Source organism: Tardiphaga sp. 42S5, assembly GCF_034044155.1.
Taxonomy (GTDB): domain Bacteria; phylum Pseudomonadota; class Alphaproteobacteria; order Rhizobiales; family Xanthobacteraceae; genus Tardiphaga; species Tardiphaga robiniae.
In genome coordinates, this window is the sequence record NZ_CP139027.1 from 2,816,161 (window position 1) to 2,837,114 (window position 20,954).

Annotated in this window: 19 protein-coding genes; 3 read left to right on the top strand and 16 right to left on the bottom strand. The window is 61.9% G+C overall.

Annotation, left to right across the window (positions count from 1 at the left end; genetic code table 11):
* Positions 1-4: 4 nt before the first annotated feature.
* The gene (locus SFY93_RS13120; RefSeq protein WP_320447423.1) at positions 5-1,957 is read right to left on the bottom strand and encodes an alpha-1,4-glucan--maltose-1-phosphate maltosyltransferase; all 1,953 of its coding nucleotides are present in this window, start codon (positions 1,955-1,957) and stop codon (positions 5-7) included.
* Positions 1,958-2,155: 198 nt separating this feature from the next.
* Here SFY93_RS13120 and malQ point away from each other — a divergent pair, with 198 nt between their 5' ends.
* Together malQ and SFY93_RS13130 are read left to right on the top strand one after the other, a co-directional pair.
* On the top strand, positions 2,156-4,108 hold the full coding sequence (gene malQ / locus SFY93_RS13125) for a 4-alpha-glucanotransferase (protein WP_320447424.1): 1,953 nt from the start codon (positions 2,156-2,158) through the stop codon (positions 4,106-4,108).
* Positions 4,109-4,132: 24 nt separating this feature from the next.
* Positions 4,133-5,932 (top strand): glycoside hydrolase family 15 protein, encoded by a 1,800-nt coding sequence (locus tag SFY93_RS13130; protein ID WP_089267451.1) that lies wholly within the window; start codon positions 4,133-4,135, stop codon positions 5,930-5,932.
* A gap of 238 nt (positions 5,933-6,170) precedes the next feature.
* Here the strand turns inward: SFY93_RS13130 and SFY93_RS13135 are convergent, their stop codons facing one another.
* From SFY93_RS13135 to pqqA, 15 genes are all read right to left on the bottom strand, one after another.
* On the bottom strand, positions 6,171-6,983 hold the full coding sequence (locus SFY93_RS13135; protein WP_320447425.1) for an HAD family hydrolase: 813 nt from the start codon (positions 6,981-6,983) through the stop codon (positions 6,171-6,173).
* Positions 6,984-6,994: 11 nt separating this feature from the next.
* A complete protein-coding gene (locus SFY93_RS13140) occupies positions 6,995-7,474 on the bottom strand; it encodes a gluconokinase (protein WP_320447757.1) in 480 nt (159 codons plus the stop codon).
* 40 nt (positions 7,475-7,514) lie between these two features.
* Positions 7,515-8,255 (bottom strand): 6-phosphogluconolactonase, encoded by a 741-nt coding sequence (pgl, locus tag SFY93_RS13145; protein ID WP_320447426.1) that lies wholly within the window; start codon positions 8,253-8,255, stop codon positions 7,515-7,517.
* A 4-nt stretch (positions 8,256-8,259) separates the two neighbouring features.
* Complete coding sequence (gene zwf / locus SFY93_RS13150) at positions 8,260-9,786, bottom strand: glucose-6-phosphate dehydrogenase (protein ID WP_320447427.1); 1,527 nt, start codon at positions 9,784-9,786, stop codon at positions 8,260-8,262.
* Between the two features lie 5 nt (positions 9,787-9,791).
* Positions 9,792-10,820 carry a phosphogluconate dehydrogenase (NAD(+)-dependent, decarboxylating) gene (gnd, locus tag SFY93_RS13155; protein WP_320447428.1) on the bottom strand — a complete coding sequence of 343 codons (1,029 nt, stop codon included), beginning with the start codon at positions 10,818-10,820 and terminating at the stop codon, positions 9,792-9,794.
* A 64-nt stretch (positions 10,821-10,884) separates the two neighbouring features.
* The gene (locus SFY93_RS13160) at positions 10,885-13,737 is read right to left on the bottom strand and encodes a bifunctional transaldolase/phosoglucose isomerase (RefSeq protein WP_320447429.1); all 2,853 of its coding nucleotides are present in this window, start codon (positions 13,735-13,737) and stop codon (positions 10,885-10,887) included.
* Positions 13,738-14,114: 377 nt separating this feature from the next.
* A complete protein-coding gene (locus tag SFY93_RS13165; protein WP_320447430.1) occupies positions 14,115-14,567 on the bottom strand; it encodes a DsrE family protein in 453 nt (150 codons plus the stop codon).
* A gap of 29 nt (positions 14,568-14,596) precedes the next feature.
* A complete protein-coding gene (locus tag SFY93_RS13170) occupies positions 14,597-15,229 on the bottom strand; it encodes a hypothetical protein (protein ID WP_320447431.1) in 633 nt (210 codons plus the stop codon).
* Between the two features lie 88 nt (positions 15,230-15,317).
* Positions 15,318-15,986, bottom strand: coding sequence for a DUF4286 family protein (locus tag SFY93_RS13175; RefSeq protein ID WP_320447432.1), 669 nt, complete (start codon positions 15,984-15,986; stop codon positions 15,318-15,320).
* A 10-nt stretch (positions 15,987-15,996) separates the two neighbouring features.
* On the bottom strand, positions 15,997-16,974 hold the full coding sequence (gene pip / locus SFY93_RS13180; RefSeq protein ID WP_320447433.1) for a prolyl aminopeptidase: 978 nt from the start codon (positions 16,972-16,974) through the stop codon (positions 15,997-15,999).
* Complete coding sequence (pqqE, locus tag SFY93_RS13185) at positions 16,964-18,178, bottom strand: pyrroloquinoline quinone biosynthesis protein PqqE (protein WP_320447434.1); 1,215 nt, start codon at positions 18,176-18,178, stop codon at positions 16,964-16,966. Before pqqE ends, pip begins: the two co-directional genes overlap by 11 nt.
* Positions 18,175-18,495, bottom strand: coding sequence for a pyrroloquinoline quinone biosynthesis peptide chaperone PqqD (gene pqqD / locus SFY93_RS13190; RefSeq protein WP_320447435.1), 321 nt, complete (start codon positions 18,493-18,495; stop codon positions 18,175-18,177). Before pqqD ends, pqqE begins: the two co-directional genes overlap by 4 nt.
* A gap of 10 nt (positions 18,496-18,505) precedes the next feature.
* Positions 18,506-19,258, bottom strand: coding sequence for a pyrroloquinoline-quinone synthase PqqC (gene pqqC, locus SFY93_RS13195; protein WP_320447758.1), 753 nt, complete (start codon positions 19,256-19,258; stop codon positions 18,506-18,508).
* Between the two features lie 2 nt (positions 19,259-19,260).
* The gene (gene pqqB, locus SFY93_RS13200; protein WP_320447759.1) at positions 19,261-20,190 is read right to left on the bottom strand and encodes a pyrroloquinoline quinone biosynthesis protein PqqB; all 930 of its coding nucleotides are present in this window, start codon (positions 20,188-20,190) and stop codon (positions 19,261-19,263) included.
* Positions 20,191-20,289: 99 nt separating this feature from the next.
* Positions 20,290-20,370 (bottom strand): pyrroloquinoline quinone precursor peptide PqqA, encoded by an 81-nt coding sequence (pqqA, locus tag SFY93_RS13205; RefSeq protein ID WP_089267584.1) that lies wholly within the window; start codon positions 20,368-20,370, stop codon positions 20,290-20,292.
* Positions 20,371-20,655: 285 nt separating this feature from the next.
* On the opposite strand from pqqA, the gene SFY93_RS13210 reads away from it, so the two are divergent.
* Entirely contained in the window at positions 20,656-20,913 is a 258-nt protein-coding gene (locus tag SFY93_RS13210; RefSeq protein WP_089267437.1) for a DUF6894 family protein, read from the top strand.
* Positions 20,914-20,954: the final 41 nt, after the last annotated feature.

The following is a 20,954-nucleotide window of genomic DNA, read 5'->3' on the forward strand; positions in this document are numbered from 1 at the left end:
GCTTTCAGGCGAGGCAACGGAAGAAGATGGCGGGATCGCGCTGGGGATCGAGACGCAAGCGGATGCCGCCCCATTCGACGCCATGGCGCTCGCCGGTAATGATGTTCTCGACGGCGGCGACATTGCGCTTTTCGCCATCGACCGTGACTTGCGTGTCGATCGGCAGCCAGAATTCATAAGGATCTCGCGACAGCGCGATGGCGCCGGCGACTGTATTGGCGCCGTCGACCGACTGCTTCACGAAGCCGATGATGTTGTCGTTGTCGACCGGCATGAAGCGCAGGTTCGATGTCTGCTGCAGCGCCGAGTTGGCGCGGCGCGCGTGATTGAGCGCGGTGATGTAGGGCTTGATATTGCCCGGCGCATTCCAGTCGCGGGTCCTGATCTCGTATTTCTCCGAGTTCAGATATTCCTCCTTGCCCGGGATGGCCTCGTGTTCGAGCAGTTCGAAGCCGTTATAGATGCCATAGGTCGACGACAGCGCGGCCGCCAGTGCCACGCGCGCCTTGAACATCCAGGCTTCGCCGGATTGCAGGTGATAGGGCAGGATGTCCGGCGTGTTGACGAAGAAGTTCGGTCGATAGAACTCGCGCTCCGGATAGCCGCACAGTTCGTTGAGATACTGCTCGATCTCCCACTTCGCGGTGCGCCAGGTGAAATAGGTATAGCTCTGCGAGAAGCCGAGCTTGGCGAGGCCCTTCATCAGCTTCGGGCGCGTGAAGGCCTCCGCCAGAAACAGCGCATCGGGGTGCTTTAGCTGCACCTCGTGGATCGCCCATTCCCAGAACCGCAACGGCTTGGTGTGCGGATTGTCGATGCGGAAGATCTTGACGCCCTGGTCGCACCAGAACAGCAGCATGTCGCGGAGCGCATTCCACAGCGATCCCGCGTCCTCGCAGTCGAAGTCCGGATTGTGGATGTCTTCGTATTTTTTCGGCGGGTTCTCGGCATATTTCATCGAACCGTCCGGCCGGCGCTTGAACCAGTCCGGATGGTCCTTGACCCACGGATGATCCGGCGAGCATTGCACGGCCACGTCGATCGCCACTTCCAGACCATGCTCTTTGCACGCAGCGATCAGCGCATGGAAATCCTCCATGGTGCCGAGCTGCGGATGCAATGCGTCATGGCCGCCCTCGGCGCCGCCAATGGCATAGGGGCTGCCGACATCGCCGGGCTCGGAGGTCAGTGAATTGTTCTTGCCCTTGCGGTTTGTCTTGCCGATGGGGTGGATCGGCGTGAAATACAGCACGTCGAAGCCCATCGCCTGCACGTCGGGCAGGCGGGCAATACAGTCGCGGAACGTGCCATGCTGGCCGGGCACCGTGCTCTGGCTGCGCGGCACCATCTCGTACCATGCGCCGCTGCGGGCACGCTCACGGTCGATCATCAGCGGCAGCAGCGGCGAGCGCGTCAGGTCCGGGCGCAACTGTGCCTCGCCCATGGCGGTGCGCAGCTCAGGTGACAGCAGCGGCTCATTGTCGCCGGTCTGCAGGAAATTCTCGCATTGCTTGACGATGAGCGCCGAAGCCTCGGGCCCGCCATTCTGGGCCTTGGTCATCAGACCGGCGCCTTCCAGCGCATCCAGCGTGACATCCTGTCCCGCCTTCAGCTTCAGTTCGAAGCCGTGGCGCCAGGTCGCGAATTCGTCGGTCCAGGCCTCGATCGCATACACATAGCGTCCGATGCCATCGGGGATGAATGAGCCGCCCCAGCGGTCGTTCACTTCCAGCGTCATCGGGACCCGATTCCACTCGCGGTCCTGCTCGCGGCGCCAGACGATGGCTGCGGCAATGATCTCGTGACCATCGCGGTACAGGTCGGCATAGACAGCGACAGGTTCGCCCACGATGCGTTTGACCGGAAAGCGGCCAGCGTCGATGATCGGATAGATGTTTTCGATATGGAAAGCCCCGCCGATACCGGCGGTGTCCACGATTTGCGATGTTCTGTTCACGGTGATGCCATCATGAGGTGTCGTCCCTGTTCGATTTTTCAAAAAGAGACGGTGCGATCATATACAAAGCCCCGTGACAGGGGTTTGGTTCCCCATGGAACTCAGCTTAGATCGACGCGTTGAAATCGGCTATCCTCTTCCGCAAATTCAGAAATTTCCCAGCAACTTTCGATTGTTGCTCTGCAAACAGCGTGCCGAATGGACCTTTTCACCAAAGCTGCCGAACTCGGAATCCAGACCGGTTTTCACGACGGTCAGGGCCAGTGGCACACCACGGGCGAAGCTGCCCTGAAGCTCATTCTGGACGCCATGCCGGTGCGCACGCCGCATCGCTTCGTGGCGAGTCCGGTCGTGGTCCGGGCCGGCGAGGGTGCCCGCACGGTCCTCAATGAGGCTGCCACGTTTCCCCTGACCTGGAAAATTCTCGACGGGGTTAAGGTTATCGCCGAGGGAACGACGGAGGGACGCGAGATCACCTGGCCGCGCGATCTGCCGGTCGGCGTGCACCGGCTCAGGCTGGTCGACGCCAAGAAATTCCCCGAGGAGGCGCCGTTCATCGTCGCGCCGTCCAAGGCATTTCCCGGGACCTTCGATCGCTCCTGGATTCTCGCCGTACAGCTCTACGGCGTGCGCTCCGAGCGCAACTGGGGCATCGGCGACTTCACCGATCTGCAGGACCTGATCAGACTGGCCGCCAGTATCGGCGCCGGCGGCGTCGGTCTCAACCCGCTGCATGCGCTGTTCGACGACAGGCCGGCCGAATGCAGCCCGTATTCGCCGAACAGCCGGCTGTTTCTCAATCCGCTCTATATCGACGTCGAGGCGCTGCCCGAATATGCGGCGAACGATAGCGGCGACACGCTGGCTGAGATGCGCGCCAGCAAGTTCGTCGACTATGTCGATATCGCCGCGGTCAAGTCGACAGCGATGCGTGCCGCCTTTGAGACATTTTATGCCGATCCGACATCCGAGCGTCAGAAGGCCTTTGCCGCATTCCGCGCCGAGCGCGCGCCGCTGCTGACGCGCTTCGCCTGTTTCGAGGTGCTGCGGCATCAGCAGCAGACCGCGTGGTGGGACTGGCCGTCGGAATGGCTGCTGCCCGATGACGCGACCTGCGGCGCCTTCCGCGCCGGACCGGACGGCAAGGACGTGGCTTACATCGAATACGTGCAGTGGAATGCCGACCTGCAGCTCAAGGCCTGTTTCGATCTCACCATCAAGCTCGGTATGCCCGTCGGCCTCTATCTCGACGTCGCGGTCGGCGTGCAGTCCGGCGGCTTCGATGCCTGGAACGAGCAGATCGCGATCTCGCGTCATCTGTCAGTCGGTGCGCCGCCCGACGCGCTGCAGCCCGCCGGGCAGAACTGGGGTCTCGCGGGCTTCAATGCGGCGGGGCTGGAAGTGCAGGGCTTCGCGCCGTTCAAGGACATGCTGCGCGCCTCGATGCGCTATGCCGGCGCCGTCAGGCTCGATCACGTGCTCGGCCTCAATCGGCTTTACGTTGTGCCGCATGGCTACGACGCCGACAACGGCGCCTATGTGAAGATGCCGCTGGAAGCGCTGCTGGCGGTGGCGGCGCAGGAGAGCGTCGCCAATCGCTGCGTGGTGATCGGTGAGGACCTAGGTACCGTGCCGGACGGCTTCCGCGATCATCTCGCATCCTGGGGCATCTGGTCGTATCTGGTGATGATGTTCGAGCGTGATGAACGCTATGCCTTCCGCGGCGTCGATTATTACCAGCCGAATGCGCTGGTCACGTTCAACACCCACGATCTGCCGACCTATGCCGGCTGGCGCAGCCTGCACGATCTGCAGCTGAAGCGCTCGCTGGGCATCGATCCCGGCGAGAGCGATGATGCCCGCCGTTACGCGTTGCAGATGCTCGGCGAGGCGCTGCGAACCCAGGGCATCAATACCGAAGACTTCTACGCTGTCGCTCACTTTCTCGCGCGCACGCGGACCCGTTTGCTGGCCGTGGCGTTGGAAGACCTGTTGGGTGTGATCGATCAGCCGAATATTCCCGGCACCATCAATGAGCATCCGAACTGGCGGCAGCGGCTGCCGACCACGGTGGAGACGATGGCCACGTCGATCGATCGTGACGCGCTGCACATTGCAACCGCGGACAGGAGTTTGTCCGCATTGACGTAAATTTTGTCAGGTGGCGGAAAGACATTGTACAGCAATATCGAAGATTACGCGCTGATCGGCGATTGTGAGACCGCCGCTCTCGTCAACCGCAACGGATCGATCGACTGGCTGTGCTGGCCGGCCTTCGATTCCGACGCCTGCTTTACCGCGCTGCTCGGCACCAAGGATCACGGCCGCTGGCAAATCACGCCCGACGCTCCGATCACGGCATGCAAACGGCGCTATCGCGGCGACTCCCTCATTCTGGAAACCACGCTGGAGACGGACGACGGCGCCATCACGCTGATCGACTTCATGCCGCCGCGCGGCGCTGCCTCTGATGTGGTGCGCATTGTCCGCGGCGATCGCGGCACGGTGACGGTCCGGATGGAGCTGATCATCCGCTTCGGATTCGGCGCGGCCATCCCCTGGGTGAAGCGCGACAAGGACGGCGGAGTGCTGGCGATTTGCGGGCCCGACATGACCGTGCTGCACACGCCCGTCGAGACCCATGGCGAGAACCTCACGACCGTCGCGAAATTCGAAGTCAAACAGGGCGACAGCGTCCCGTTCGTGCTGACCTATGGGCCTTCGCATCTCAAAGTGCCAGCGCCGATCAATGTCGACGAGGCGCTGAAGGACACCGAGGAATTCTGGAAGGAATGGAGCAGCCGCTGCACCTACAAAGGCGAGCACCGCGATCTCGTGATGCGCTCGCTGATCACGCTGAAGGCGCTGATCTATGCGCCGTCCGGCGGCATTGTCGCGGCGCCGACCACGTCGCTGCCCGAAAAGCTCGGCGGCTCCAGAAATTGGGACTATCGCTTCTGCTGGCTGCGCGATGCGACATTCACGCTGTTGGTGCTGATGAACAGCGGCTACACGGATGAAGCGCGCGCCTGGTATCGCTGGCTGCTGCGCGCCGTCGCCGGCGCACCGGCCGAGATGCAGATCATGTATGGCATCATGGGCCAGCGCCGCCTGCTCGAATGGGAGGCCGACTGGCTGCCCGGCTATGGCGGCGCGCTGCCTGTGCGCGTGGGCAATGCTGCGCATGCGCAGCTGCAGCTCGACGTCTATGGCGAGTTGATTGATGCCTTCCACCAGACCCGCGTTGCCAAACTCGATCTCGAGGATGGCACCTGGGCGGTAGAATGCGAGATCCTCGAACATCTCGCTTCTGTCTGGAACAAGCCCGATCACGGCATCTGGGAGCGCCGCGGCCCCGGCAAGCACTATGTGCTGTCGAAAGTCGGTTGTTGGGTTGCGTTCGACCGCGCCATCAAGAGTGCCGAGAGCTTCAATCTCAAAGGCCCCGTCGACACGTGGAAGGCGCTGCGCAAGGAGATTCATCGCGATGTCTGCGAGAAAGGGTTCGATCCCCGCGAAAACACCTTCGTGGAATCCTATGGTTCGGACGTGCTCGACGGCGCCATTCTGCTGCTGCCAGCTCTGGGTTTTCTTCCGGCCGACGATCCTCGCGTGAAGGGCACGATCGCAGCGGTCGAGAAATATCTGATACGCGACGGCTTCGTGCTGCGCCATGATCCACGCGAGGTCACCGGCGAGGTGCAGCCCGCCGAGGGTGCGTTCCTCGCCTGCAGCCTGTGGCTGGCCGAGGCCTATATCAAGATGGGTGAGATCGCCAAGGCGGAAGAACTCTTCAATCGCGTCGTCGCGATCGCCAATGATGTCGGGCTGCTGGCGGAAGAATATGACAGCGGCGTTAAACGCCAGACCGGCAACTTCCCGCAGGCGCTGACCCATATCGCGTTGATCGCCGTGGCGCATAATCTGGCGAGCGCCAAGCGTCCGCAGGAGAAGAAGGTGGAGCGGGCGAAGTAGCTCTGAGACGGGGGCGCTCTTTCTTATCCCTCCCCCGCGCGAAGCGAAGCTTCGCTAGGCGGGAGGGTGGCCGGCCGTAAGGACGGTCGGGTGGGGGTGGTGCCACAAGCTCCGAGCTGCGGAGACACCCCACCCCGGCCTAGCGGCCGACCCATGGCGGACGAATTCGTCCGCCAGACCCCAACTGCGCGCAGCTTCGCTACGCTTAGGGGAGGGAAGCCACGGGCGCTGGAGCGCCTCAGCCGCCCGCATTCCTCTTCAAAATCATCTCCACGGCGCCCGCAAAACCTTCCTCCTCATTCGACGTCGTCACATCCGTCGCCTGCTTCTTCACATCGTCACTCGCATTGCCCATCGCCACCGACATACCTGACACCTTGAACATCGGCAGGTCGTTGCGCATGTCGCCGATGGTGGCGATGGCCTCAAGGGAGATGCCGAGGCGCTGCGCCATCGCCTGCACGAAGGTGCCCTTGCTCTGATTGGGCGGCGTGACGTCGAGATAATAGTTTTGCGAGCGCACCGCGACAGCCGTATCGCCCAGCGCCTTCTGCATCGCGCCCTCGCAGCGTTCCAGCAATGGAAAATCCTGGCTCGCACCGACGATCTTGCAGGCCTTGGCGAGATAGGGCGAGAAGTCATCCACCATCACGGCGTCATGTTGAATGGTGTCGCGCTCGTGCGGCACATATTTGCCGTCGTCGCGCTTGATCACCCATTCGTCATTGGTGAAAATCCAGATATCGACGCCGTGGTCTTCCAGCACTTCAATGGCGCGCTTGGTCGCAGCTTCCGGGATCAGGTGCTGCACGATCGGCTTGAGGTCGCCGTCCACCATGGAGCTGCCATTGAACGGGCCGATCGGCAGCGTGATCCCCAGTGGCTTGACCAGGAAACGCATGCCGACGGGCGGGCGGCTCGACGTGATCGTGAAGCCGATGCCGGCGTCTTCCAGTTTCTTCACGGCCGCCTTGGCTGTGTCGGTGAGGCGTTTGTCGTGGGTGACGAGCGTACCGTCGACATCGGACACCACGAGAGCGATTTTGGTCATGGTTTGATCCTTCAGGTCGGCAGTTGTTTGATGATGGCGGAGACGATGCCGTCGACATCGTCGTCGATGGATACTGTCATCGGGCGTTCGTCTGGGCCGGGGATTTCGAGCGTCTTGAACTGGCTGTCGAGCAGCGTGGGCGGCATGAAATGATTCTTCCGCGCCGCCATGCGCTTGGCGATTAGCTCCTTGGAGCCGTCGAGATAGACGATGCGAATGTCGTCGCGGCCGTGCAATAGCAGACCGCGATAGGCGCGCTTGAGCGCAGAACAGGCGACGACAAGCTTTTGGCCATCGGCGGTGACGCGGTCGATCTCGTCGGCAATGGCCTGCAGCCAGGGCCAGCGATCGTCGTCGGTGAGTGGCTGGCCCGCGCGCTGCTTCTCGATATTTGCCTTCGGGTGAAAATCATCGCCATCAGCGAAACGCCAACCGAGACGATCCGCCAGGGCCTTTCCGATCGAGCTCTTGCCTGAGCTGGAGACGCCCATCACCACCAGAGCCTTGGGTGCCAGGGCCTTGAGCGCGGTGTCAGCCACGCGCGTCGTCCGGGAGGGCGGCCTTGTCGCACAGCCACACGGTTTCGCCGTCCGACCGCGCGCGATTGGCTGGCAGATCCTCGCCCTTCAGCACCCGCGTCAGGATCGCGCGCTTGTCCTCGCCGCTCATCAGGAACAGCATCTCGCGGCATGAGGCGAGTGCCGGCAGCGTCAGGCTGACGCGCGGCACGAAAGGCTTCACATGGGCTTCGGGCACGCCGACAACCCAGCGGTCCTTGATCTCGATGGCTGGATAGCTTGGAAATAGCGACGCCACGTGGCCGTCGGGGCCGACGCCGAGCAACACCAGATCGAACAGCGGTTTGGCTTTATCGAGCTTGTCGGCTCCGTAGAACAACTGCAGCTCGCGCGTATAGAGCGCAGCGGCTTCATCCGGATTCGCCGCATCGGTCTTGATCGGGTGCACATTCGCAAGCGGCGCGCATGTATCCAGAAACGCAGTTCGCGCCATGGTCATGTTGTTGAGCGGATCGCTTGAAGGAACGAAGCGGTCGTCGCCGATGAACCAGTGTACGCGATCCCAGGGGATCTCGCTGCGGTAAGGCTCGGTAGCGAGCAACTCATAGAGACGCTTCGGGCTCGATCCGCCGGTCATGCAGATGGCGATGCGGCCGGGATTGGCTTCGATGCGCTCGATCAGCCGGTCGGCTGCGGTTTCGGCGAGAGCCACCGCATCCTCGACCACGACGATATGGCGATTGGGCGCTGTCATGGCGTCAGCTCAGCACGCGCCAGCTACGACCATCGCGCTTGAGCAGGTCGTTGGCTTCCTCGGGACCTTCGCTGCCGGCGTTGTAGGTCTTTAGCCCATCCTTGCCGGCCTTCTTCCAGGCATCGAGGAACGGCTGTACGGCACGCCAGCCGGCTTCCACGCTGTCGGCGCGCTGGAACAGGATGTTGTCGCCGATCATGCAGTCATAGATCAGCGTCTCGTAGCCTGTCGCCGGCGCGGCCTGGAAGTAATCCTTGTAGCGGAACTTCATCTCGACGCCGTCGATCTCCACCGCAGGGCCGGGCACCTTGGTGTTGAACTTCAGCGAGATGCCTTCATTTGGCTCCACCGCGATAACGAGAAAGTTCTCGGCGAGGCTTTCCACCGACATGTCACGGAACATGGCGAAGGGCGCTTGCTTGAACTTGATCGCCACTTCGGTGCGTTTGATACCAAGTGCCTTGCCGGTGCGCAGATAAAAGGGAACGCCGGCCCAGCGCCAGTTGTCGATCGACAGCTTCATCGCTGCATAGGTCTCGGTGGTACTGCTTTCCTTGACGTCCTTGGTCTTCAGATAATCACCAATGTCGGTATCGCCCACATGGCCGGCGACATATTGCGCGCGAACCGAATTCTGCAGTGCTTCGGCTTCGGTCTGCGTGGTGACGGCGGCGAGCACTTCAGCTTTCTCGGAGCGCACCGCATTGGCCTCGAAACGCGCGGGCGGCTCCATCGCGACTAGCGATAGCAATTGAAACAGATGGTTCGGCACCATGTCGCGCAGCGCGCCGGTGGCGTCGTAGAACGAGCCGCGATGGCCGACGCCGAGTTTCTCGTCCACGGTGATCTGCACGTGATCGATATGGTTGCGATTCCAGATCGGCTCGAACATGCCATTGGCAAAGCGCAGCACCAGGATGTTCTGCACCGTCTCCTTGCCGAGATAGTGATCGATCCGGTAGATTTGCTGCTCGTTCATCAGGCCGAGCAGTTCACTGTTCAGCTTCTTCGCGGATTCGAGGTCGGTGCCGAACGGCTTCTCCACCACAAGGCGCCGCCACGAGCCATTTTCCTTCAGCATCCCGGTACGGCCGAGCTGGCGCGCGATCGGCGCGAAGGCCGAAGGCGGCGTTGCCAGATAGAACAGGCGATTGCCGCCGGTGCCGCGCGCTTCCTCGAGTTTGTCGAGCTGTTCGCGCATGCGATCGAAGGATTCCGGCTCGCCCGGATCGGCCTCGATGCAGGTGACACAATTGAGCAGCTTCTGCGCGATGGCGTCGTCGACCGGGCGCGTCGCATATTGCTTCAGGCCCTTCATCAGGTCATCGCGGAGTTCCGCGCCGGTCATGTCCTTGCGGGCGATGCCGACGACGCAGAATTTCTCCGGCAGAAGATCGGCCGCCTGCAGGTTATACAGCGCCGCGATGACCAGCCGGTGGGCGAGATCGCCGGTGACGCCGAAGATCACGAATGCGCAAGGGTCTGGCTTCTTCTTGGATTTGGCAGGGCCTGGAGCTTGTATCTCGGTCATGTGGGCTACGCCTTTGGTTTGATGATATCAGGCGCGTCCTGCCGTTTTGGATCCGGATGCTGATCGGGCTCTTTGTGGCCGCCGAAACCGGCGCGCATCGCGGATAGAATCTTCTCTGCAAATGTGTGCTCCTTGCGGGAGCGAAACCGCGCAAACAGCGCAGCAGTCAGAACCTCAGCTGGCACTGCCTCGTCGATGGCGGCATTCACCGTCCAGCGGCCTTCGCCGGAATCCTCGACAAAGCCCGAATAGGTATCCAGCGTCTCATTCTTGGCGAGCGCGGAGGAGGTGAGGTCGAGCAGCCATGACGGGATCACGCTGCCGCGGCGCCAGACTTCGGCGATGTCAGGCAAATTCAAATCGAAGCGATGCGCTTCCGGCAGCGCATCGATATTGGCGTTCTTCATGATGTCGAAGCCTTCGGCATAGGCCTGCATCAGTCCGTATTCGATGCCGTTATGAACCATCTTGACGAAGTGTCCGGCGCCGACAGGGCCGGCATGGATATAGCCGTTCTCGATGCGCGGATCGCTGTTGTCGCGGCCCGGCGTGCGCGGGATATCGCCGATGCCCGGCGCCAGTGTCTTGAAGATCGGATCGAGCCGATCAACGACGCTCTTTTCACCGCCGATCATCATGCAATAGCCGCGATCGATGCCCCAGACGCCGCCGGACGTGCCGACGTCGATGTAATACAGGCCCTTCTCCTTCAGCGCCTTGCCGCGGCGAACATCGTCCTGCCAGAAGGTATTGCCGCCATCGATAACGGTATCGCCGGGTTCAAGCAGCCTGGTCAGCGCGTCGATGGTGGTTTCGGTAATCTTGCCGGCGGGCAGCATCACCCAGACCGCGCGGGGCTTATCGAGCTTCTTGACAAAGTCTTCGAGCGACGATCCGCCGATGGCACCTTCGGAGGCAAGGCCGCTGACGGCCTTGGCATCCTTGTCATAGACGACGGCGGTGTGACCGTTCTTCATCAGGCGGCGGACAATATTTCCGCCCATTCGGCCGAGACCGATCATGCCGAGCTGCATTGTGTGATGTCCTTTATTGATTGCGCATGACCCGAAGCAATGTCCGGGCCATGCGGATCGTCGTTTAGTTCAATGCGACAGTCATCGCCTTGTCGAGAACAGCAAGTCCGGCCTTGAGATCGCCCTTGAGATGGATGCGCAGCGCGCGGCGGTTGCGATCCGTCAGTACGCCGAAGTCACCACGCGCCTGTGCCGCCTTGATGACACCGAACGAGGCGCGGTAATCGGGAATGGCAAGATCCTTGGCATCGTCAGCCGTGATCTGCAGGAACACGCCGGTATCGGGTCCGCCTTTGTACGCCTGGCCGGTCGAATGCAGGAAGCGTGGTCCGAATTCGGCGCAGGTCGCGACCTTCTTCTTGTCGCGTACCGCCATCCGCATGTGCTGCAGCGTGTCGATATGCGCGCTATCGCGTTCGACATAGGCCAGCAGGGCCACGTAATCGCCGGGCGTGACGCGGCGGAAATGCGCCTTCAGCCACGACGTCAGATCGCCATCGGCGCCGGCCTTCTTCAACAGTTCGGCATTGCTGTCGTCGGTATAGAGATCGGCGTCCTTTGACGACGCCACCGGCGTCTCCGGCGGCAGCGACCCGGTCTTCTCGAAGGCTTCCGTCAGTTCGCGCGTCTTGATCTTGGCGGCTTCCACATCTGGCTGGTTGAACGGGTTGATGCCCAGAATCGATCCCGCAACGGCTGTCGCGATCTCGAAGCGGAAGAATTCCTGGCCGAGATGATCGATCGACGGCATCACGATGCGCGCGACGGGATGGCCCGCCTTCTCCAGCGCAGCTAGCTTGTCGTCATGTCCCTTGTCGTCTTCGCCCGAGGTGCGCAGATCGATGAAGAAACGATCGGTGCCATAGACGGAGGGGTCGCCCAGCGTTTCGCCGTCGATGGGGATCAGGCCCTTGCCGTCCTTGCCGGTGGATTCGGCGATGAGCTGTTCGGCCCATGCGCCGAAATCGGCGATCTTCTTCGATGAGAGGATCGTCACCTTGTCGCGGCCGTCCAGGCCTGCAGTGCCCATCGCGAGGCCAAGCTGTACGCCTGGATTTTCAGCGGGCGGCACGTCCGGTCCACAGGAGCGGACCATCGACAGTGTGAGATCCAGCAGCTTGGTGAGATCGACACCCGCCGCAGCGGCCGGCACCAGGCCGAACGGCGACAGCACCGAATAGCGGCCGCCGATGGTGGGATCGCCATGGAAGATGCGCGCGAACTTCTGCGTCTTGGCTACTTTCTCCAGCGACGAGCCGGGATCGGTCACGGCGACGAAATGCGAACCGGCCTTGTCGGCGCCGACCGCCTTGGTCACCTCGTCGAAGAAGTAGTTCTTCATCACGTTCGGCTCGGTCGTGCCGCCGGATTTGCTGGAGACGATGAACAGCGTCGAGGCGATCTTCACGGCTTTGCCCATGGCCGCGACCTGCGCGGGATCGGTGGAATCCAGCACATGCAGTTTCGGGAAACCCGCCACCTTGGCAAAAGTCTGCGCCAGCACTTCCGGCCCGAGGCTCGAGCCGCCCATGCCAAGCACCACCGCATCGGTAAATCCCTGCGCCTTCACCCATTTGGCGAAGTCGTTGTAGTCGGCGAGCTTGGCCTTCTCGTCAAAGGCGCTGTTCAGCCAGCCCAGCCACTTGTCTTCATCCGATCCGGTCCAGACCGACTTGTCCTTGTGCCAGAGCCGGCGGATCTTTGCGGACGCGCGCCAGTCTTCGGTCGAGGTCGCGACCTTCTTCGTGATGCCGTCGCCCAGCGCCAGCTTCTGCGCGCCGATGCTGCCGCCAAGCGACGTCGCGCGCTTGTGCGCCACCGCGCCATACAGCTTGTCGGCGGCATCGGCGAACAGCTTGACGCCGTCCTCGACGAGATGCGTCGTAATCGCATCGAGCGAAATGCCGGTCTTGGCGAGGTCGGCCAGCACCTTCTTCGCGTCCTCGACATTCTCTTCGAGGCTGTCGCGCACTTCGCCGTGGTCGCGGAACGCGTCCAGCGTGGCGGGCGGCACGGTGTTGACGGTGTTCTTGCCGATCAGCTCTTCCACATAGAGCGTGTCACGATAGTCCTTGCTCTTCACGCCGGTGGAGGCCCAGAGCAGGCGCTGCGGTTTTGCGCCTTTGGCCTTCAGCTTCTCCCAGCGCGGGCCGGCGAACAGTTTCAGATATTCCTGATAGGCGAGTTTCGCATTGGCGATGGCGACCTTGCCCTTGAGGGCCTTGAGCCGCGCCTTCTCTGAGGGATCATTGGCCTTGGCGATCTTGTCGTCGAGCTGCTTGTCGACCTGCGCATCGATGCGGCTGACGAAGAAAGAGGCGACGCTGGCCACATGCGAGGGATCGCCGCCGCCGGCAACATATTTTTCCAGACCATTCAGATAGGCCTCGGCAACCTCGACATAGGTCTTCTGCGCGAACAGCAGCGTCACATTGATGCTGATGCCTTCGCCGATCAATTGCTGAATAGCGGGCAGGCCTTCCGGCGTCGCCGGCACCTTCACCATCAGGTTCGGGCGCTTGACGCTGGCCCACAGGCGCTCCGCCTCAGTGACCGTGCCCTTGGTGTCATTGGCGAGATAGGGCGAGACTTCGAGGCTGACGAAACCATCGTCGCCTTTCATCTTGTCATAGACCGGCTTCAGCACATCGGCGGCGTGCTGGATATCCTCGACGGCGATGTGCTCGAACAGGTCGGCAGGCGACTTGTCGCCGGACTTCAACGCCTCGGCAATCGGGGCATCATATTCGTCCGAACTTCCGATCGCCTTCTCGAAGATCGCCGGATTCGACGTCACGCCCTTCACGGCGTCGGTGTCGATCAGCTTCTTGAGGTCGCCTTTGGCGACGAAGCCGCGGGCGAGGAAGTCCAGCCAAACGGCCTGACCATGGGATTCGAGTGCTTTGACGGGATTCATGATGCCTTGTTCTGCTTACAATTATCAAAAGGCCGATCGCCGCGCGAAACGTTCCGCGGCCCGGTTCCAATGATCGCCCCGAACCCATACGCATGGCAAGCCGAACGGTTCCATTCAGGGCGCGGGAGCCGGATCGCAATTCCGTGTTCGCCAGATTGGCCCGGCGGCATGACAATTGTGCAAATTTTGTGCGTCGGTTTTGTGGGGTAATCGCCCGGGCGACTGCGGTGCAGTGAGATGCGGATCGCGAACCTCTCCGCGTCATGGCCGGGCTTGACCCGGCCATCCAACTTCCGCCAGCGGACATAAAAGATGGATGCCCGGGTCAAGCCCGGGCATGACGAGTTAATTTCCAACATACTCGTCAGAAGTGATGCCTAAGGCCGGATGTACAGATAGCCCTGCGACTGCAGCTCCGCGATCCGGACCACGCCGCCGCGGTCGGCGATGGTGAAGCCCGGCAGCAGGCCGTCCAGCGTCACATCCTGCGCCTTCATGGTGTTGCTGCAGGCGGCCAGTTGCAGGCCGGCCTTGGTGAACTTGCTAACCCGCGCGGCGATGTCGGGATTGGTGGAAGCCGGGGCAAATGACTTCAGCGCCGGGCCAAGCACGACCAGTGCGATGGTAACGTTGTCGGGGCCGCCGACACCGTCGAAATGATTCTGGATATTGCCGAGGGCGAAATTCACCCGGTCGGCATCGGCGAGATGATAGACGACCTTGAGCCTGGCGGGCGGCTTCTCGTCGGCCGTCACGGCATTCGCTCGCGATACCAATAGTCCCGCGCCAACCGACGACAGGGCGGTCCACAATAGGCTGCGTCGATTCATGGCCTGCTCCGATTGGGTGTCAATCACGCTCACTTGCTGCGCATCGCCGCGAGTTCCTTGCGGTCCGTGATCAACGATTCACATTCCTTCAGGTCCGTGCGATCGAGCCGGAAAATCTTGTCGTCCTCACCGCCGGTGAGCGCGTCGGTGCCGGGTTCTTCATCGGGTTTGCTGTTCTGCCAGATGCGGACGCGCTCGACACGGACCAGCGTCGCGTCGATGTCTTTGGCCAGGCCGATCGCAATGCCGCCGCCGTCGCAATCGACGCTGCATGCGAACTTCACTTCCTGGCCCTTGTCGGTATCCTGGATCTGGCCGCAAGAACCGCTGGAATCCCAGTCGCCTTTGCGATGGCGATATTTGAAGCCGAGCCGAAACGAGTAGGGCGTGTAGCTTTCTTCGGGCGGATGCCCGGCGACGACCAGCAGCTTCATGGTGCTGACCTTCTGTTTGGGATGCCGTGCCAGATGCTCGGCGTCATAGCGCCGGACGAAGCAGGCATAGGTCAGCTTCGGACCCAGCGGGCCGGCAAACATGCGCTTGTTGAATTCGGCTGCCTTCACCGCATCGACCTTGGCCGGCTCGTCCTCGGCGCGTGCCGCTGAGCTGCCGATGATCAAAGCGGCAGTGAGAACCACAAGGGACAGCACACGGACGGTCATTGGTATCTCTCAAGATGAAGCGGCCCGTTGCGGGCCATTTCACCTTGGTCGCGTCAGCGGTACCATGCGTTCAATCAGAGATCGCCAGTCAAAGATCAGCCTTCGCCAGATCCCACATCAGCCGGTAGGTCCCCTCGGAAATTAGCTCCGCCGAGAACGCTGTGATGGCCGCATTGAAGCGTCCCTTCATGGTCGCAGCCACCGCATCCACATCGGTGCCGTCGATCATCACATACCAGTCGCGCGCCGCAGGATTGGGCGCGGCGGGATCGTCGGTGAGCGGCTTCGAGAGGCGGGGATCGCTTTCCATCAGATGCATCGAAATGATGCCGTTGATATCGCCAGGATCGAGCTGTGCTTCGATGGCGCTGCGCAGTTTGTCAGCGCCTTCGGCGGGTGGCCGGATGCGCACCAGCCCGAGCGCCGCGCCGCGGCCCTGACCGCGGCTGAGGGTGATCCGCGCCACCGAACGCAGCATGTTCTGGAAGCGGCCGATATTGGTCAGCGACCACTTGGTCTGGTTCGCCAGCGCCGTGCGATAGGCATCACTGTCCAGCACATCGAATGTCGCGGTTGAATAGAGCCCGAGATATTTCGGCCTGGCATTCACGGCCACATAGCGCCTCGCCTCATTGAAGCCCTCGATGGCGACCCGCTCGGCGAGATGCTCGCGGTCGTACCACGCGTTGAATTCCTGCTCATGGCTGGCGTCGATATCCATCGACGTCATCAGCATTCCCGTGCCTTTGATCGGCATTCCAGAAGTCCTATTTCAGTTTCGACGCCACATCGGCGATGGCCTTCATCACCGCATCGCGCATGCCGGGGTCATACAGGCTGTGACCGGCGCTTTCAACGATGCGCACCTCGGCATTCGTCCAGCGCCTGGCCAGGGCGTGCGATGTGGCGGGCGGGCAGAGGAAGTCGTAACGGCCCTGAATGATGACGCCGGGAATGCCGGTGAGTTTGCCGGCGTCTTCCATGAGCTGCTGCGGCCGCATAAAGCAGTCGTGCTTGAAGTAATGCGCTTCCATCGCCGGCGTCGCCGGCATCGGCCGCGTCTGGTTGCCAAGCTCGGCAAGGTCGAGCCGTGTGCGCTTCGGCGCGATTTCGGACAGGATGGCTTCGGTGCCGCCCCAGGCGCGGATCGCCGGGACATGTACGGCCGGATCGGCATCGAGAATGCGGCGATAGAAGTTCGGCAGCGGATCGGCGCGCTCGGCTTCGGCAAGGGCGCTCAGAAAGTCTCCATGCAGGCCGGGATAATGCCGCGGCAGCATGACGTTGAAGACATCGTGCAATTCTTCCCGCGTGCCGAGAAAGGTTGCGCGCAGCACGATGCCGGTCACGCGATCCGGATGGGCCTGCGCATAGGCCAGCGCCAGCGTCGCTCCCCAGGAGCCGCCGACCACGAGCCATTTGTCGAAGCCGAATTGGGTGCGGATCGTTTCCATATCGGCGATCAGATGCGGCAGCGTGTTCGCCTCGCGCTTGCCTTTGGGCTTGCTGCGGCCGGCGCCGCGCTGATCGAACAGAACGGTGTGAAAGCGCTGCGGATCGAACAGCCGGCGGTGATCGGGCTGGCAGCCGGAGCCGGGGCCGCCATGCAGATAGACTGCCGGAATGCCGTCGCTGCGGCCGACGCTCTCCACATGGATTGCGTGGCCGTCGCCGACATCGAGATGTTCCGAGGTCAGCGGCGCAAACAGGTCCGCATTCACCGGGGCAGGGACATCAGCGGCCATGGACGTCGTCCGCGTCCGGCTCCAGCGTGCCGCCTTTGAAGTTGCGATAGATGAAGCGGTCGCGGCCCTCAGTGGATTCCGTCGCGGCCAGTTTGAAGATCTCTTCGTGCCGGGGCGACAGTGTGCAAGCCGGGTCGGTATTGCCGGCGTCGCCGGTCAGCGCGAAGGCCTGGCAGCGGCAGCCGCCAAAATCCACTTCCTTGAACGCGCAGCTCTGGCACGGTTCGGGCATCCAGCCGGTGCCGCGATAGCGGTTGAAGGCTTCGGAGTTCTGCCAGATCCAGGCGATCGAATGATTGGAGCGCACGGATTCGAATTCCATCCCGGTGATGGTCTCGGCGGCATGGCAGGGCAGGATCTTGCCTGATGGAGAGATGTTGAAGAACTGCCGGCCCCAGCCGCCCATGCACTTCTTCGGCCGCAGCGCGTAATAGTCCGGGACGACATAGTCGATATCGAGAATGCCTTTCAGGCGCAGCTGCGCATCCTCGACGATGCGGCTGGTCTCGTCGATCTGGTCGATGGTCGGCATCAAAGCGGCGCGGTTCTTCAACGCCCAGCCGTAATACTGCACATTGGCGACTTCCAGCCGGTCGGCATCGAGATCGACAGCCATCTGAATGATGTCGCTGAGCTGATGCAGGTTCTGCCGGTGCATCACCGCATTCACCGTCAGCGGAAGATCGAGTTCGCGCGTCCATCTGGCGACTTCGAGCTTCTTCGCGTGGCCATTGCGATAGCCGCCGACACGGTCGGCCACCACGGGCTCATTGCCCTGGAAGCTGATCTGCACATGGCATAGCCCGGCATCGGCGAGTGCGGAAAGTTTGTCTCGCGTCAGCAGCACGGCCGAAGTGATGAGGTTGGAATACAGCCCCACATCCGTCGCATGCTGCACCAGCTCGACGATATCCTTGCGCGCGGTCGGCTCGCCGCCGGAGAAGTGGATCTGCAGCACGCCGATTTCGGCAAGCTCTGACAGCACCTTCTTCCATTCATCGGTGGTCAGCTCGGTGCTGCCGCGGTCGAGCTCCACGGGATTGGAGCAGTATGGACATTGCAGCGGGCAGCGATGGGTGAGTTCGGCCAGCACGGCGAGGGGAATGCCGAAGGTCTCTGCGGTCGAGCGCGTGCGCTCCATGATCGCGAGACTGTCGGCGGGATCGGTGAAGACGGGACTGGCGTCGGTAAGCGTAGGACTCATGCTGTCTTCTCCCGCGCTTGCGTGAGAAAGCCCTTGTCGGCGAGGTCCTGCAGCATGGCGAGAACATCGGTGCCGATATCGTCGCGCGGCGCGGCATATTTGGCCACCAGGAGGTCGATGATATCGGCGACGCTGCGATTGCCATCGCAAAGCTGCAGGATTTCGACGGCGATATCGTCCGGCGCCAGCACGCGCTCCGGCGCCAGAATCACCCAGCGCTGGCGCGTCTCGTCGAACTTCAGCCTGGCGTGGCGCGGCAAGATTGGCTTGCTGGCCTCGCTGACGCTGATCCGACGATTGCTGCGCAACTCCGTCATCGTTGCCTTCTTACTTGGCCGGGACGAACGCGCCCGGCGGCACATGGCCATCGACATAGGCATGATACAGCGCATCGAGCTGCACCCACAACACATTGGTCTTGAAGATCAGTGCATTGGCGACCGCGCGGCGCTCGGCCGGGGTGTTGGCGTGCTGTTTCACGTAATCCAGCGCGAAGCCGGCATCACGGGGCGCCTGGGTCAGGCGGCGGCTGAAATAGCTCATGATGTCCGGATTGACGAAGTCATAATGCTTCAGCATGCCAGAGATGCGCTCCTCATGCAGGTTGGGCGCGAACAGTTCCGTCAGCGACGAGGCGATGGCTTCGAGCGGCGTCCTGTCGCGCACGAAATGCACATAGGCCTCCACGGCGAAACGCGTCGCCGGCAGGATGCCTTCGGTGGATTCCACATAGGCTGAGTCGAGACCGAGCCCTTCGGTCAGCTTCAGCCAGCGCTCGATGCCGCCTTCGGCGCCGGTATCACCGTCGTGATCCTCGATCCGGTGCCGCCACTCCACGCGTGTCGCCCGGTCGCGGAAGCGCGAGATCACCACCGCGTCCTTGATCGGGATCGTGCTCTGATAATAATAGCGGTTCAGCGCCCAGGCCTGCACCTGGCCCTTGTTGAGCTTGCCGCCATGCAACAATTTATGAAACGGATGCAGGCTGTGATAGCGCGTCGCGCCGATATGCCGCAGCGTCTCTTCGAGTTGCGCGGCATTGTCGAGCGGAACCGACGCATCGAGCGACAGCGCAGATATATTCACAGGCTGATCTCCATACCATTGCTGGGAATCTGCCAGCCGGCGGTGGTCAATGCGGCGCGCTCGGTGGAATCATGCAGCAGCGCCGGGTTCGAATTGTTGATGTGCAGAAAGAACTTTCTGGCGATGCCGGTATCGGCCAGTTCGCTGATCGCGCCATCCGTGCCGGACATCGACAGATGCCCCATGCTCTGGCCGGTCTTCTGGCCCAATCCCGCCGCGATCAACTCGTCGTCGCGCCATACGGTGCCGTCGAAGAACACCAGCGGCGCGCCTGCTATGCGTTGTTTCAGTTCGGACGTCACCCGCGCGCAGGCGGCGATGAAATAGAAATACTTGCCGGTGGTCTTCTCGGCGATCCGCAGACCCAGTGTATCGCCGTCGCCATCTTCACCGGCCGGATGCGCCTGGCCTTCGAGATACCACGCGCTCTTGCCGGGCACGGTGAAAGGCAGCACCTCCAGGCCGGAGGGCGCGCCGTCCTGCAGCTTCGGTTCGAAAGATGTATCGATGTCGATGGCTTCGCGGCGCACGTTCTTGTCCGAGAGCACGTTGAAGATGCTGTTGGCTTTCAGGATCGCCAGCACACGCATATGCGCATAGATTGTAAATGGCGAACCCTCGCGCATCGACAAGAGCCCGGCCACGGCATCGACTTCGCCATTGGTGAGGATCACGCCCGCAATAGGCGAATGCCTGACATGATCGGGATGGGGGTGAAGCTGGGGCGTATCGGTGACCTGTTGTCGCAGGTCGGGCGAAGCATTGATCAGGAACCAGTTGGCATTGTCGGCCGACACCGCGATCGAGGCCTGACCGCTCTGCAAGTCCGGCCGCTCATTGCGCGCCGCACGACAAATCCGGCAACCGCAATTCCATTGCGGAACACCGCCGCCGGCCGCGGCTCCAAGAACGACAACACGCAACATGAGATCGCCCTGAATCCCGGCCAATTCGCGTCTCGTAAAAAGACGCGGGGCGCCTGTCGTCGACGAAGGCGCCCCCAAAACTTAGCTTGAGCTCAAGTCTTACTTGCGCGCCGCGCAGGCGTACATGTTGATTTCCATGCCGACTGCAACTTCGACGATCTTAGGTGCTTTCCAGGCCATATTTCTCTCCCGCTTCTCTGCAGTCAGGTACTGCATAACCATAACTCTATTCCCTGCTCAAAGGTTCGCCAACAACTTCGTCATCACAATGTGAAGCGACGGGGGTACAATATGCGTGCAGTGCACAATCGATTGCGCTGCAACATTGCAATGGCGAGAACGTTCCATAGATAGCGAAGGCCTTTGGTTGAAAGGCATCGTTTCGTCCTCAGCCCGCCGCATCTTCCGGGATATTCGCGTGGTCTGAGGTCTTCCGCGCCCAAGCCCAGTGCCAAGAGAATTGCCATGCCGCTTTATTTCTTCAACACACGCATCAACGACGAGCTGGTGGTCGATCCCGAAGGCGAGGAGCTGCGGGATCCCGATCATGCCTGGGATGTGGCGCGGTCGATGATCCTGCAATTGCTGCGCTCCGAGGGCACGCCGAGCGATCTGCTCAAAGCGGTGCTGGAAGTCACGGACAAGGACGGCGAGATCGTGCTTGAATTTCCGTTCACCGAAGCACTGCTCGATGCCACCGATGAGTCCGCAACGCGGCATTAGAGCGTTGTCGAGCGAAGTGGGCACCGGTTCGCCTCAAGAAA

What these genes read in the sequence shown, in the direction of transcription:
- SFY93_RS13170 (WP_320447431.1), bottom strand. Translation starts at nt 15,229, where the DNA reads ATGACCGTCCGTGTGCTGTCCCTTGTGGTTCTCACTGCCGCTTTGATC.
- SFY93_RS13135 (WP_320447425.1), bottom strand. Translation starts at nt 6,983, where the DNA reads ATGACCAAAATCGCTCTCGTGGTGTCCGATGTCGACGGTACGCTCGTC.
- SFY93_RS13175 (WP_320447432.1), bottom strand. Translation starts at nt 15,986, where the DNA reads ATGCCGATCAAAGGCACGGGAATGCTGATGACGTCGATGGATATCGAC.
- pqqD (WP_320447435.1), bottom strand. Translation starts at nt 18,495, where the DNA reads ATGACGGAGTTGCGCAGCAATCGTCGGATCAGCGTCAGCGAGGCCAGC.
- malQ (WP_320447424.1), top strand. Translation starts at nt 2,156, where the DNA reads ATGGACCTTTTCACCAAAGCTGCCGAACTCGGAATCCAGACCGGTTTT.
- zwf (WP_320447427.1), bottom strand. Translation starts at nt 9,786, where the DNA reads ATGACCGAGATACAAGCTCCAGGCCCTGCCAAATCCAAGAAGAAGCCA.
- pip (WP_320447433.1), bottom strand. Translation starts at nt 16,974, where the DNA reads ATGGCCGCTGATGTCCCTGCCCCGGTGAATGCGGACCTGTTTGCGCCG.
- pqqE (WP_320447434.1), bottom strand. Translation starts at nt 18,178, where the DNA reads ATGAGTCCTACGCTTACCGACGCCAGTCCCGTCTTCACCGATCCCGCC.
- SFY93_RS13160 (WP_320447429.1), bottom strand. Translation starts at nt 13,737, where the DNA reads ATGAATCCCGTCAAAGCACTCGAATCCCATGGTCAGGCCGTTTGGCTG.
- pqqB (WP_320447759.1), bottom strand. Translation starts at nt 20,190, where the DNA reads ATGTTGCGTGTTGTCGTTCTTGGAGCCGCGGCCGGCGGCGGTGTTCCG.
- SFY93_RS13165 (WP_320447430.1), bottom strand. Translation starts at nt 14,567, where the DNA reads ATGAATCGACGCAGCCTATTGTGGACCGCCCTGTCGTCGGTTGGCGCG.
- SFY93_RS13210 (WP_089267437.1), top strand. Translation starts at nt 20,656, where the DNA reads ATGCCGCTTTATTTCTTCAACACACGCATCAACGACGAGCTGGTGGTC.
- SFY93_RS13140 (WP_320447757.1), bottom strand. Translation starts at nt 7,474, where the DNA reads ATGGGCGTCTCCAGCTCAGGCAAGAGCTCGATCGGAAAGGCCCTGGCG.
- gnd (WP_320447428.1), bottom strand. Translation starts at nt 10,820, where the DNA reads ATGCAGCTCGGCATGATCGGTCTCGGCCGAATGGGCGGAAATATTGTC.
- pqqA (WP_089267584.1), bottom strand. Translation starts at nt 20,370, where the DNA reads ATGGCCTGGAAAGCACCTAAGATCGTCGAAGTTGCAGTCGGCATGGAA.
- pgl (WP_320447426.1), bottom strand. Translation starts at nt 8,255, where the DNA reads ATGACAGCGCCCAATCGCCATATCGTCGTGGTCGAGGATGCGGTGGCT.